This is a genomic window from Streptomyces sp. 378, assembly GCF_030124145.1.
Taxonomy (GTDB): domain Bacteria; phylum Actinomycetota; class Actinomycetes; order Streptomycetales; family Streptomycetaceae; genus Streptomyces.
In genome coordinates, this window is the sequence record NZ_JASKMS010000030.1 from 24,032 (window position 1) to 37,508 (window position 13,477).

The following is a 13,477-nucleotide window of genomic DNA, read 5'->3' on the forward strand; positions in this document are numbered from 1 at the left end:
AGGCCGGCTACCCGCATTCGACTGGCGGTCCTTCCTGCTCAGGTGGAGTGGGGAGTGGGCGGATCGCCTGCCGGACGGCGAGACGATGGTGCAGCTTGTGCTTCACTCGCTTTTCGAAGGTGCACGACTTGGCCGAGATTGACGTGAACCTCGCTGCCCAGCCCGTCTGCCGGTTCCTGCGCACCCGCGGCCTGCTGATGGAGGACCCCGACCTGCATCGGGATGCGGATCCGGCGTGGATCGAGTCGACGCTCACCGCTCTGCCGGAGCCGGTCGCGAGCGAGGTGGGAACCTGGGTCAAGGTCATGGGCGAGCAGGGCCGCCGTGAAGGCGGACCGCACGGGTACGACGGCATCCGCCGCTACCTCAGCACGCTCCAGCCCACCCTCACCGCCTCTGGACCACGATGGCCGGCGTGAACTCACTGAGGGCGATCACGAAGGACCACGTCGAGAACACCCTGGACGGTGTGTCCGGCTATGACCGGAGAGGGCTGGCAACAGCCCTGCGCAGCCTGTTCCGGGCACTCAAACGCGACCGAGTGATCTTCCGCAACCCCACCCGGAACCGTCCGGTCGGCGATCTCAAGGGCATCCGAAGCCATCCCCTCCGACCTTCTGATGGGGGTGCTCGCACAGGCTGCGACGCCGCTAGGCCGCCTCGTCGTTGCTTTCGCCGCCATCCTCACATTGCCTGGACACGAGATCCGAACCCTGTACACCACGGGCCTCGACCTGTCCCGCGGCACCCTCGAAGTACGAGGCGGCCTGCTGCGGCACCCCCTCTGCCTGGAGGAACTCACCCACCAACTCGCCGACGACTGGACCGCCTAGCGTCACCAGCGGTGGCCCGCCTCAGCCAACCCCACCTGCTGGTCAGCCAGAGGACCGGGTCGACCCCGACCACCCGCCCGTCAGCAGTGGCCTGCTGAGCGGAGCCCTTCCCAGCGGGCTGACGCTGAGCGGCTTGCGACCGAGCAGCCACCCTCAGAGAACCGGCCCTCAGGGGTCACTGGTGCAGCCGCGGCGGTCACGGGCCTGGATACCCACCGCCGGTCTCGTCCGCCAGGTTCTGCCATTCGCGCGGGGACATGCCGTAGAAGGCACGGAACGCCCGGCTGAAATGGGCGGGGCTGACGAAGCCCCACCGTTGGGCCACGGCGGCCACGGCCGGTCTGGTCCGGCGTGGACGGCCGAGTTCGCGGCGGCACGCCTCAAGACGGCGCCGGCGAATCCACTCGCTCACCGTCGTCCCCTCCGCTTGGAAGAGACGCTGCAGGTGGCGTACGGAAATGTGGTGGGCGGCGGCGACCGCCTCCGCCGACAGCGCCGGGTCGGCCAGGCGGGCGTCGATGAATGCCCGGATCCGCAACAGCAGGGTCTGCCTCGCGGCGTCCAACGAGGCGGTGCCTTGGCCGAGGCGTTCGGTGATGAGGGTGGTGATCAGGTCCGTTATGTTCCGTGCAAGCAGTTCGCCGATTTCAGGGTGGTATGTATCCATCTCGGCCGCCACTTTGTGCAACAGGGGTACCACCATGCCGGCCAGGCCCTGATCCGGGCCGATCGTCACCCCGGTGATGCGTTGGAGGTCGGATTCGGGTATCCCCAGCGCCTGCCGCGGCATCTGGAAGACCACTGTCTCGAAGCGGTCGGGGAAGTCGAGCGTGTACGGGCGGGTCGTGTCGTACAGGGCGAGCTCACCAGGGTCCAGCACTGCGGTCCGCTCGTTCTGGACGACCACACTCCTGCCGCGGGTCTGCAGGCCGAGCAGCATGTACTCGTCCGACGACTCGGCGATCAGGCTCCTGGTGCGCCGGACCAGCTCCCGGTCGGCGTCCACGGTAGAGATCCGCAGCTGTCCGAGCTGCTCAGTGGCGACGCTTCCGGAGAAGAGCGTGTCCCTGGGCGTGGTGACGTCGAGCGGCACGAAGGTCCGCCACACGGCGTCATGCCAGTAGGACAGCCTGTCATTGGGCGGTACGGAATCCGTGGAAAGGACGAAGGCCACGATGCGCCTCCCTTCTCACCCGCCGTGCGAACAGCGTAGTCAAGCCGGAGTCCACCGGATGTCCCAGGTGCGTTTCGGACAGGCGTCACGGCGTCCGGCTCACTCGGCAGATCTGTGAAGCACAGGGTCACCCGGTTCGTCGTCTCTGGGCAAGTACCTGGACGCCTGCGGTCAAGACCGCCCCCTGCGCCGACCGTAGCCTCCACGGCACAGACTCCACAGGAGGTGACATGGCCAGAAACGCAACGCCCGGGCATACGCCCCGCTTCACCGCGTACAGTGCCCGGTTCCCCCGGGGCACGGAGGCGTTCGTATTCGCTCAGTACGGCTGTCAGGCGGCGTCGGCAGACGAGGCCGCGAAGGGTGCGGGCACGCTCGCGGGCTTGTTCGCCGGCCCGGACGGCCCGGACGTGCTGGACCGGGGCTCGTTCACCGATGCCGCCGGAGCGCACAACGCGCTCTGGCTGGTGTACTGGTACGACCTCGAGGCCCACCGCCGGTGGGAGGAGTCGCCGCTGGTCCGCTCCGCCTGGGAGTCCTTGCCCGATGAGGGGCCCGTGGGCCACTGGCGCGAGGTGTCCGTCATTTCGCTCGAGCGCACCGAGACCCTGCACACCCACCGCCGCGAGGACTACGCCACCGGCGGACTCTCCCAGAACGCTGCGGTGGAACTGCCCGAGACCCCGGTGCACGACTACTGGGGCGCCGCCCGCGACCGTATCGCCGCTTCGGCGACCGAGACGCTGGAACCCGCGCTGCCGGTGTTCGCACCGCGCGACCCGGGCGCCGGTGGCACGCTGGGCCGGCGCGTCGCCGTGGAGGTGCCCGGGAACGTCGCCCTGATCCGCACCGCCCAGGACTGGTCGGCGAGCGCGCTGTACCGCGAGAAGTACCTGGCCGACGTCAAGCCGGTGAAGGACCGAGGTGTCGACTTCCTCGCCACGCACGCGGAATCCGGCTGCATCGCGGCCCGCAACCTCGCCGAGGAGTCGGCCGACGGCACGCCTCTCGACCGGGCCTGCACCATCGCCTGGTTCGCCTCGCTGGACCACCTCATGACCTGGTGCCGGGCGCACCGCACCCATCTTGAGATCTACACCAGCTTTTTCCAGATGGTCGGCGGCGGCGAAGGGTCGCTGGACGTCGCGTTCTGGCACGAGGTGTCCGTGCTGCCCAGTGGATCGGTCACCGCCGAGTACGTCAACTGCCACCCGCGCACCGGGTTCCTTCCCCTCCCCGCCGCTCACCACGGCACCACCGCCACCGTCTGACGACGTGCCGGGCCGCCCGGCACGAACGAGCCTGAATCAAGGAGCAACCCATGGTCGAGTACACCGGCGCCTTCAAGGCCGCCGTGGTCCAGGCGGAGCCGGTATGGCTCGATGCCGACGCCACGATCGACAAGAGCATCGCCCTGATCGAGGAAGCCTCCCGGGCCGGAGCACAGCTCATCGCCTTCGGCGAGACGTTCATCCCGGGCTACCCCTGGTGGTTGTGGCTGGACTCGCCCGCCGCGGGCTTCCAGTTCATCGGCCGTTACCACGAGAACTCACTCACCTTGGACGGGCCGCGCTTCCAGCGCCTGCTCGACGCCGCCCGCGCGAACGACATCGCCGTGGTCGCCGGCTACAGCGAGCGCGGCGGCGGCAGCCTCTACATGGGCCAGGCTGTGATCTCCGCGGACGGCGAACTGGTGGGCGCCCGGCGCAAACTCAAGCCGACCCACGTGGAACGCACCGTCTTCGGTGAGGGTGACGGCTCCGACCTGGCCGTCCACGACACCGCCCTGGGCCGGGTCGGTGCCCTGTGCTGCTGGGAACACCTCCAGCCGCTCACCAAGTACGCCATGTTCAGCAAGCATGAGCAGGTACACGTGGCCGCCTGGCCCAGCTTCTCCGTCTACAAGGGCGCCGCCTACGCACTCGGTCCCGAGGTCAACACGGCCGCCTCGCAACTCTACGCTGTGGAGGGCCAGGTCTTCGTTCTTGCCCCGTGCGCCATGGTCGGTGACGCAGGTCTCGACCTGTTCTGTGGCGACGACCCCGTCAAGCGGCAGCTGCTGCAGCGCGGCGGCGGCTTCGCCCGCGTCTACGGCCCCGACGGCCGCCCGTTGGCCGAGCCGCTGCCCGAGGACGCTGAAGGCATCCTCTACGCCGACATCGACCTGTCCGCCATCCCCATCGCCAAGTCCGCGGCCGACCCCGTCGGGCACTACTCTCGCCCCGACGTCACCCGTCTCCTGCTCAACCCGGCACCGCGCCGGCCTGTCGAGAACACCGCCGCAGGCGTCGAGGGCTTCGACGAGTTGACCGCTGCGGAACCGGAGACGGCGGACGCCTGACCCGGAACCGGCATCGAACTGCTGGAACGGCGAGGCCACGGCCGTACTCCGTATGACCGTGGCCTCGGTGATGGCGAACGGACACGAGACCACCTGCGGCGGCTACATGTCCCTGCTCGCCAACACCACCCCTGCCTGTGACCGTCGCGCGGCGGGCGGCGGCATCGATTTCGTCGACCGAGCGTACGAGGGCGACGTGCTCGTGGGGAGCGCCGAGGAACGCACCCGGACGGCAGCGGCATCTGCGACGTGACCGTCGGGCGCGGCGACGACGTGGTCGCCGAGTTCCGCAGACGCAGCCACAGCATCAGAGGACCACGACGAGGGACACAACGGCGGCCAGGACGCCGAGCACCAACACGAAGGAGTCGCGATGCGTAACCAGCCGATGGCCATGGCGGCCCCGACACCCCGCCGGGGAGACCCGCTTCCTCACAACCTGCTGGACGACAGCGAGCGCCTGAGCCGCGAGCAGCTCGAAGAACTCCAGCTCGACCGCCTGCGCACGACTCTGCGGCACGCATACGAGAACGTGGAGCTGTACCGGAGGAAATTCGACGAGGCCGGGGTGAGGCCCGACGATTGCCGCAGCCTGAACGACCTTTCCCGGTTCCCCTTCACCACGAAGGCCGACCTACGGGACACCTACCCCTTCGGCATGTTCGCCGTCCCGATGACCGACGTCCGGCGCGTCCACGCCTCCAGCGGCACCACCGGCCGCCCCACGGTCGTCGGCTACACGGACAACGATCTCTCCATGTGGGCGGACGTCGTCGCCCGCTCGATCCGGGCGGCCGGCGGCCGCCCCGGGCACAAGGTGCACATCTCCTACGGCTACGGCCTGTTCACCGGCGGACTCGGCGCGCACTACGGAGCCGAGCGCGTCGGATGCACGGTGATCCCGACCTCCGGTGGCATGACGGCACGGCAGGTGCAGATCATCCAGGACTTCCGGCCTGAGATCATCATGGTGACCCCGTCCTACATGCTCACCCTCCTCGACGAATTCGCGAAGCAGGGCATCGACCCGCGCACCAGCTCCCTGAAGGTGGGCATCTTCGGCGCCGAGCCGTGGACCGAGGAGATGCGCCGCGAGATCGAGGAGCGCATGGACATCCACGCCGTCGACATCTATGGCCTGTCCGAAGTGATCGGCCCCGGCGTGGCACAGGAGTGCGTGGAGACCAAGGATGGTCTGCACGTGTGGGAGGACCACTTCTACCCCGAGGTGGTCGACCCGCTCACAGGCGCCGCTCTACCCGAGGGCGACAGTGGCGAACTCGTCTTCACCTCCCTCACCAAGGAAGCCCTTCCGGTCATCCGGTACCGCACCCGCGACCTGACCCGGCTGCTGCCCGGCACCGCCCGGCCCGTCTTCCGCCGCATCGAGAAGATCACCGGCCGCAGCGACGACATGATCATCCTGCGTGGAGTCAACGTCTTCCCCAGTCAGATCGAGGAGATCGTGCTGAGCACACCCGGCGTCGCCCCGCATTTCCAGATCCAGCTCACCGAGCGCGGCCGCATGGACCATATGATCGTCCGGGTCGAGGCCCGCCCCGGCGCCAGCCCCGAACAGCGCGAGACGGCCGCTCGAACGATCGCCCAGGGCGTCAAGGACAGGGTGGGCGTCACCGTCGAGGTGGCCGTGGTCGACCCCGAGACCCTGGAGCGTTCGCTCGGCAAGCTTCGCCGGATCAAGGACCTCCGCCGGGTGTGACCGCCGACCTCGCGGACACGGCTGGGTGGACAGAGCCGGCCTGTTCCCGTGGACGGTCCCCAGCACCACGCTGACCTGCAAGCTCACCGGCAGCACAGAGGCATCGGTTTCGGCCGGAACGAACCCCACCAGCGTCCTGGATCGACATCAGCCCACCTCAGGGCACACAAGAAGCACCTCGGCGCACGCCACGGCATCTACCACATCCCCGGCGCGCACCGAAGGTGCGCTGGATCGCTGACCTGCCGTTTGCCTGCAAGGGCGGCGTCTGCGGGACTTACCGCGCCCTGGTCACCGACGGCAAGGCCGACATGCGCCGCAACTTTACGCTTGAACCCGCCGACGTTGACCTCGGCTACGTCCTGACCTGCCAGTCGTACCCGGTCTCCGAGAGGCTGATCGTCGACTACGACAGCTGAGGCGGCGATGATACTTCGCCTCGAAGTCGCCCAAAGTCGGGAAGGCTGCGGGTGCGGCCATCGGGACTGAACGCCGCCGATCTGACCCAGGCCGGGTGGCCGGCCACGGGTCTTGCAGGCATTGAGGAAAGGGACATCCCACAGTTGAGCGGTCCTGTCACTGCTGCCGGTTGCGAGGCTGCGGCCGTCCGGACTGAACGCCACCGAATGAGCGTCGTCGGCGTGGCCAGCCAAGGACGTGCGCTGCTATCCGGTGGCCACACCCAGCAATTGGACACTCGCGTCATCGCTGCTGCCGACGGCAAGCGTGCGACCGTCAGGGCTGAAGCCCACCGAAGTGACGTGCTGACCGGTATCGGCCATTGCTTTTTGCAGTGCGCCGCTGGCCGCGTCCCACAACTGTAGTCTGCCGCCCCGGTCACCACTGGATCGTCCCTGGGACCGACTGCGGCGCCTCCCGTGCCGTGACCGTCTCGCGTGCCGACGCGCGGACGTCGGGGTGTGCGTGCCGGCGCAGGGTGCGGAGCTGGCCGCGCCACGGCTCCGTCCACCGAGAGCGGCTGCCGCCGGAGACGGTGAGCCTGATGGCGAACAGGCCCTGGGCCAGGCCCGGTTCCGCACCCAGCGTGCGGGCGGTCTCCGACCACGCGTCTGGCGCGGGGCCGCTGGTCGCGCTGAGCCGCGAGCTGAGCCCTTCGGCGATGTCCCGGGCGAGCAGCGGACGTCCTTCGCAGTCGGCAGCCAATCGGCGCAGGCCCGACGACAGCGCGGTGGCGTCCTTGTTCAGTTCGAGAGCGTACAGCCGGAGTTCGGCGACGGAGCGCGCGAAATCCTCGTGCCCGGCGGCGGTGTCGGCGGCGCGCAGCAGCACGTCCGCCGTCGGCCGGCCCCCGCCCCGGTAGCGATGGTGGAGCAGGAGGTGGTGCAGCAGGCTCGCGGCCCGCTGCCGGGCCGGCTGGTCGCGTTCGGGCTCGGCGTCGGGCTGGTACGGGTCTCCTGTGGCTTCCAGCATCGCCCGCAGGGCCCGAAGGTACGGGCTGTCGTCGTCCGCCGCGAGCTCCACCAGCTCCTGCCCGGCCATCGCCCACACCGCCCGATCGGCAAGGTCCGTGGTGGCGGCCACCAGCATCTCGGCGATCTCCGGCTGCCACGGTGCCCATTCCGCCAGTGCTGGGAACAGCGCCGCAGCCGTTTCCGGTTCGAGCGGCTCGCAGGCGTGATGCAGCAGCCCTGCGTACCTGGCCCGATGCTCCTCGTCCACCTCGGCCACGGCCGCCCGTGCCAGCTTCTGGCGGAGCTCCGTGCGTCCCTGCGCGGCCGACTCCAGCATGGGCCAGCTGGCCGGCTCCGCCAGCATGTCCTGGGCAAACGCGACGCACACCGACTGCACGTCGTGGTGCTGCCCGGGCAGCTCGAACGCCTCCCGCAGCAGCGGCGCCGCCTGCGCCGGGGGCAGCATCGTCGCCGCGAGGCGCACCGCCTCCTTGCGGCTGGTGACCTTCACCGTCCGCGGGTCCTTCGGCGTGAGCAGCCTGCGGAGCTCCGTGGCGAGCCGCGACGGCGCGACGTACTGCGCGGCCCGCGTCGCCGCGTAGACCGCGACCCGGGCGTGGTCGCCGCCCGCGTGCTCCAGCAGCAGCGGCAGCACCTCGTCGGGGCGGTCCGTCCACGGCAGTGCGCCGAGGGCCGCCTCCGCCAGCGGGACGTTCGACGATCCCGTGTAGCGGCGGACGACTTCCAGGCCCGCCTCCGGGATCACTGCCGCCGCCGAGAGGGCCTGGACGCGCACATGCACCAGCTGCCCCGCGTCGCCCGCTGTGCGCGCGAGCAGCTCCGCCGTCGCCCGCTGCTGGCGCGGCACCCAGCGGTGCGCCCGGTAGGTGGGTGGCGTCCAGTGGCTGCGGGCGGTCAGGAAGCGGCCGTATGGTGGGGTGTCGGCCAGCACCGGGTCGAGTAGGTCCGTACGCCGCCCCGTCAGGACTCTCAGAACGGACGGCAGGACGGCGGCGGACGGCTCCAGCCGCACGATCCGCTCCACCCGCTCGTCGCGCCCCTTCGGCTGCTCCAGCCAGAGGTCGACGGCGGTGCGGACGGACGCGTCGTTTCCGAACTGGACGGCCTGCCACAGGTACTCCTGGAGTTCGGCCATCCCCCACGCGCGCCGCCCGAGTGCCCGTACGAGTGCGAAGACGAGCGAGTAGTCGGCCTTGTCGGTGGCGGCCTCCAGCCACGGCCGTAGCGCCGCCAGCACCTCGTACTCCTGGCCGCGCCGCAGCACGATGTCGAGGCGGCCGACGTTCGCGCCGCCGGTGTGGCCGGACAGCCGGGTGAGGGTGTCGAGGGCCCAGCCGATGAGCCGCGTGCCGCCCGTGACGGCGTGCTCGCGCAGCACGGACAGGGCGAGCGTGCTGAGCGCGTGACGGGTGCTCCAGGAGGAGTCGCGGGCTTCGACGGCGTCGATGGCGATTCGTCCGAGGTCCTCGGCGGCGTCCTCCGCGAACAGCGAAGGGCGCACCTCTGCCAGTGCGGAGAGGGCGGCGCTGCGGACCGGGTCCTGTTCATTGCGCAGCCGCAGCAGCGCACGCAGCAACCGGCTCACTTCCTGTGGGTCGCGGGAGCGTGCTGCGTTGCGGACGAGCAGTGGGTACGCCGTGGCGCGGTCGTCCGCGGCGGAGCGGCGGACGGCGGTGAGAAGGTCGTCACGGACCTCGTCCGGCGGCAGATAGGCGGCTGCCGTCAGTATCTGCGTCCAGTGCGCGCCCCTGCCGCGGGCCAGCGTCGCTATCCGCCGAGCCTCGGCAGTGCGCCGCTCGTACGGCAGTACGTCGAGCAGGGCGGGGCTGAGGTCCGCGTGGGCGAGATCGTTGCCCTCCATCGCCGCGTCGAACAGGGCGCCGCGGCGGGAGGGCGGCAGGCAGGCCAGCAGCCGGGCGAGAGCGGCTGCGTTGTCGTTCCAGGCGCAGGCGAGGTCGGTGAGTTCCGCCGGGGCGTGGCGGACGAGGCGGCGCAGCACGGCGGGTTCGAGGCGGCCGCTGTTCAGCCGGGACCGCAGCTTCGGGCGTAGCAGCAGCCGCACCGTGCGGCCGGGATCCGCCTCGACGAGGAGGTGCAGCTTGCGGTCCACGGGCATCGGCAGCGTCTCGTAACGCTCGAGCACAGCCAGCACGCCGAGCGGATCCCGTTCGGCGAGGAACGCGAGCGCGTCCGCGTGGGACGCCAGCCAGCCGTCCCGTACGACGGCGGGGAGGGTGTCGAGCTGCCGCTCCATCTCGGCGAGCAGCAGAGCGGGATGGCGGGCGGCGAGCAGCCGGTAGGAGTCCAGTCCGCGGAACAGGCGGGGCAGCAGCCGGGCGGCGGTCTTTGCCGTGCAGGCGGCGAGCAGTTCCGCGGCGGCGTCGGCGCCCCATCTCCGATACGTCGGCTCGACCAGCGCCTCGGCGAGGCCCGTACGCCCCGCCACGGCGATGGCGTGTATGAGTTGCTGCCGCACGGCGGCGGGCGCGTCCTCGACGGCCCCGATCACGGCGGCGTCCGTAAGCCGCCCTTGCCGCAGCGCCCTGATCGCGGGGGCGCGGACGAGGCGGTCGGGGTCCGCGAGGCAGCCCTCCAGATACGCGTCGTGGCGCGCCATGTCCGCCGCGGTGGCGGCGAGCCGCCGCCCGTGGACGCCGTGGGCGGCGAGCCCGGTCAAGAGCTCGTCGACCGCCCCCTCTGCCGCGGCGCGCCGGGCAGCGGAGGCCAGCTCACGCATGCGGTGGGGGTAGGAGAGCCGGTCGACGGCTGCGAGCAGGTGTTCGGCGCGCTGGGACATGAGGGCGATTCTGCCTGGCGGGCGGGGGTGGCGCCCGCGGATTTCGGCGGGGCGGGGGTCGTCGTGCGGCAGGCTGTGTGGCTGTCTGTGCGGGCTCTGTGGCGGTCTGTGCAGGCTCGGTCAGCAACTCCGCCAGCCGGTGGGTGAATTCGGTCAGCCAGTCTCGTTGCGGTCCGCTGCGGGCGATCCGGAACCCGTGCCGGCGGCCCCAGAATGCGGCCTTCACGGCATGGAACTGCAATCGGCTGCCCGCTCGCTCGGCGCCGAACCGGCGCGTGATGCCGACTGTGCGCGGATGTCGGTAAGGCTCACGGCGTCCAGCCCAAGAGGGCGGGCCGTAGCCGCCTTCTGCGTGAGCCCATTGGCCACCTCGAGCGCCACGTCCTGCATCACGGAGGCTGCAGCGCGCGGCGAGAAGTGGAGCGCCCACTGGGGAGTGCCGCCCCCGCCGCGCTGTGCGGGGTCAGTCCCGTCGAGCGTTCCTCGGGACGCAGGCAATTCCGTCGCCTCAACCGCGGCGGCGACCGCCAGGCCAACGCCGCGCTTCACCGCATCGTGTTCACCCGCCTGCGGGTCGACCCGCGGACTCAGGACTACTACGGGCGGCGGATCAAGGAGGGCAAGACGCGGCGCGAAATCGTCCGCTGCCTCAAACGCTACGCGGCCCGGGAGGTCTTCCACCTGGTAAAACAGCTACAGCCAGCCCCCCGCTCATAGGGGCTGTGACAAAAGAGGGCGATGCAGAACCCCGTTGGCTCACTCCCGCCGGGGGTTCTGTCGCGTCCTGTATCGGGCCGGCCGCATGTACGTCCCCCCGGGTGCGAAGGCACGGGAGGGTGCGTGGAAGGGATGGTCGGCAGCGCTCGCGTCCGGCGGTAGCCTCCTGCTGATCTGAGAACCCGTCGGCACCGTCGGTGGAGGACTCGACCCGCAACATGGCGGCGACGAGCGCCACGTCAGCCTGTACCGCGCCCCGGACCGACTTCACCGCCGCCCGACGCCTCCCGGATCACCTCCACGGAGCCCGGGTCACGCACCTCGGGCCAGGCCCGCGGGACCATCCGCGCGACCTCCATAAGCGCCATCACCTCCTTCCTGGCCCGGTCGTTTCGCTGGGAACCGCGGGGGCCTACACAGCCGCCGACGTCTACCGGCCCTCTGCCCAGCACATTGCGGGTGACGGGTGGGGACATACGTCAGATGGGCGGCCGGTACGCGCTGACGGGCCGCGGCTGCATCGACTTGGGGAAGCTGGTGTCAGGGGGACACCGCGTAGCCCGGCGCAGACTGGCCGAACTGCTGGGCGATGTGCCAGACCGCGTGGTCTGTGCCGTGGAAGAACACGTGCAGGCGTCCGTGGCCGTCGGCCTCGACGACGGGTTCGCCGCCGAGGTTCTGCGCGATCTGTTCGTGGGAGCTCCAGGCGGTGCCGTTGATGACGGTCTGCTCGCAGGCCCACAGGTGGCCGTCGCCCCAGTGGAAGGCGGCGAGCCGGCCATCGGCGGCCTGGGCGGCGGCAGGGTTTCCGGTGAGGGTGCCGCCGAGGCTGGTCAGCTTGGCCCACCCGTTGTAGTCGTCGGTCTGGGGCAGGTGCCACAGGGCGTTGTCGGTGCCTCGGAAGAACACTTCCAGGCGTCCGTCGGCGTTCTTGGCGACGACCGGGTCGCCGCCGATGTTCTGCACGATGCTCACGGGACTGTCCCAGCCGCTGCTGTTGGCGTCCCGCTGGCGGGCGACCCACAGATGACCGTCGGTGCCGCGGAAGAACACCTGAAGGCGGCCGCGGGCGTCTGTCGCCACTGCCGGATCGCCGGCCGGGGAGCCGCCCAGGCTGCCCGGGTCGGTCCAACTGCCGTAGCCGGACTTGGCGGTCTCCCACACATGCCACAGGGCGCCGTCAGTGCCCCGGAAGAACGCCTCCGGGCGCCCATCGGCATTGAGCCCGGGGACCGGGTCACCCCCGATATGGGTCACCAGCGTCTTCCCCGGGCCGTAGGTGCCGTTGATGACCGTCTGCCAGGGGTGCTCGAGGTGGCCCTGGCCGTTGCGGAAGAACACCCCGATACGCCGCGCCGCCGTCCGCAGAGCGGACGGATCACCGGACAAGGTGGCACTGCCCAGCTTCTCCCAGTCGGACCAGCCGCCCCACCCCTGCTGATGGCTGGTCGACGGCGCGTCGTCGGCGCGGTGCCTGATGAACACCTCCAGGCGGCCGTCCGACGAGGGCGCCACCGCCGGATTGCCCGTCAGCTGCCCGCCGAGCGAAGCCACCTCGGCCCAGGTCATGCCCGGAGTCGAAGGAATCGTCATGTTCTTCCCCTCCCGTTCGCTCCCGGCGCTTCAACCGAGAGATATCACTACACGTAAAGAATCAATTACCCTTCGTGATCGTCGCTAGGCTCGGTGACTCCTTCATGACGGAGCGTCAACAGCCGTCGTGCGCCGACCGCACCCCTCAACGCACCTTTGTACAGCGCCCCTCACCGCCCCCTATGGCCGACGAGGGCACCTCTCGCCAAAGCGCACTGGTCGCAGCCTCCCGCGCCCGCCGCCCTGCAGGCCGGCACGCCCTCTGCGCCTTGAAGTCACTGTCCAATGCCCAATGCGCCATGTGCGGGCCGACCCCGCACCCCGGCTTCGCCCACCGCGACAGACCATCGAACACCCTCCCCGCCGCCGTCGGCGCGCGCCCCGAGCGGCTGGTTCACGAGCAGGAAGTCGCTGCCGCCCGCCCAAACTTCGCCAAGCGCTCAGCGAACTACTGGTCGAAGCGCTGCGCCACCAGGAGGTCGAGCGGCTGCGCCCGAGCCCGCCTGGACTTCGACTACGCCCGGTTCGCGTTCGACCGGTGCCGTCCATCGCAGCGCGAAGTCTGCGTGCGGGAGAGGGGATAAGCCGTGTGGGCGAGCGCCTTCAGGTCATTCGGTGGAGCGGCGGACCGCCCTGGAGGCAAGCAACGAGCGCGCCGCTCCAACACTAAACGTCTTCTTTGGGACTGAGTCGTCGGTTTAGATGATGCTTGCGCTGTTTGCCTGATCTGCCGGAGTGCCAGCATCTCCCTTGCAGGGAGTCTTCTCGCAAGGGAGATCGCGGCTTGGAAGGGCGGAAGGGAGCTGCCCGCGTTTTCACGCTCGGTGATGGCGTGTCGTGGTGAGCCGTTGGCTGCCACCGGCTCCCAG

The 13,477-nt window shown here is 70.3% G+C and carries 9 protein-coding genes and 2 pseudogenes; 8 read left to right on the top strand and 3 right to left on the bottom strand.

Features of this window, described 5'->3' with window-relative positions:
- Positions 1-128 precede the first annotated feature (128 nt).
- Positions 129-419: a hypothetical protein gene (locus tag QNO09_RS31185; protein WP_283973603.1), complete on the top strand. Its 291-nt coding sequence runs from the start codon at positions 129-131 to the stop codon at positions 417-419.
- A gap of 270 nt (positions 420-689) precedes the next feature.
- Positions 690-833, top strand: coding sequence for a hypothetical protein (locus QNO09_RS31190; protein ID WP_283973604.1), 144 nt, complete (start codon positions 690-692; stop codon positions 831-833).
- 196 nt (positions 834-1,029) lie between these two features.
- On the opposite strand, the gene QNO09_RS31195 is transcribed toward QNO09_RS31190, so the two are convergent.
- Positions 1,030-2,007: an AraC-like ligand-binding domain-containing protein gene (locus QNO09_RS31195; protein ID WP_283973605.1), complete on the bottom strand. Its 978-nt coding sequence runs from the start codon at positions 2,005-2,007 to the stop codon at positions 1,030-1,032.
- Between the two features lie 230 nt (positions 2,008-2,237).
- On the opposite strand from QNO09_RS31195, the gene QNO09_RS31200 reads away from it, so the two are divergent.
- The 5 genes and pseudogenes from QNO09_RS31200 to QNO09_RS31220 form a co-directional block, all read left to right on the top strand.
- A complete protein-coding gene (locus QNO09_RS31200; protein ID WP_283973606.1) occupies positions 2,238-3,278 on the top strand; it encodes a phenylacetaldoxime dehydratase family protein in 1,041 nt (346 codons plus the stop codon).
- A gap of 50 nt (positions 3,279-3,328) precedes the next feature.
- On the top strand, positions 3,329-4,348 hold the full coding sequence (locus tag QNO09_RS31205) for a carbon-nitrogen hydrolase family protein (protein WP_283973607.1): 1,020 nt from the start codon (positions 3,329-3,331) through the stop codon (positions 4,346-4,348).
- Positions 4,349-4,400: 52 nt separating this feature from the next.
- On the top strand, positions 4,401-4,601 hold the full coding sequence (locus QNO09_RS39760; protein WP_349636997.1) for a hotdog family protein: 201 nt from the start codon (positions 4,401-4,403) through the stop codon (positions 4,599-4,601).
- 120 nt (positions 4,602-4,721) lie between these two features.
- Complete coding sequence (gene paaK / locus QNO09_RS31215; RefSeq protein ID WP_283973608.1) at positions 4,722-6,068, top strand: phenylacetate--CoA ligase PaaK; 1,347 nt, start codon at positions 4,722-4,724, stop codon at positions 6,066-6,068.
- Between the two features lie 239 nt (positions 6,069-6,307).
- A pseudogene (locus QNO09_RS31220) lies at positions 6,308-6,487 on the top strand (2Fe-2S iron-sulfur cluster-binding protein); the annotation flags it as partial.
- Positions 6,488-6,905: 418 nt separating this feature from the next.
- Here QNO09_RS31220 and QNO09_RS31230 read toward each other — a convergent pair.
- Complete coding sequence (locus tag QNO09_RS31230) at positions 6,906-10,298, bottom strand: hypothetical protein (protein ID WP_283973609.1); 3,393 nt, start codon at positions 10,296-10,298, stop codon at positions 6,906-6,908.
- Positions 10,299-10,736: 438 nt separating this feature from the next.
- Between QNO09_RS31230 and QNO09_RS31240 the strand changes: the two are divergent.
- Positions 10,737-11,015 (top strand): annotated as a pseudogene (locus tag QNO09_RS31240) (transposase); the annotation flags it as partial.
- A 540-nt stretch (positions 11,016-11,555) separates the two neighbouring features.
- Here QNO09_RS31240 and QNO09_RS31245 read toward each other — a convergent pair.
- Complete coding sequence (locus QNO09_RS31245; protein WP_283973610.1) at positions 11,556-12,608, bottom strand: PLL family lectin; 1,053 nt, start codon at positions 12,606-12,608, stop codon at positions 11,556-11,558.
- Positions 12,609-13,477: the final 869 nt, after the last annotated feature.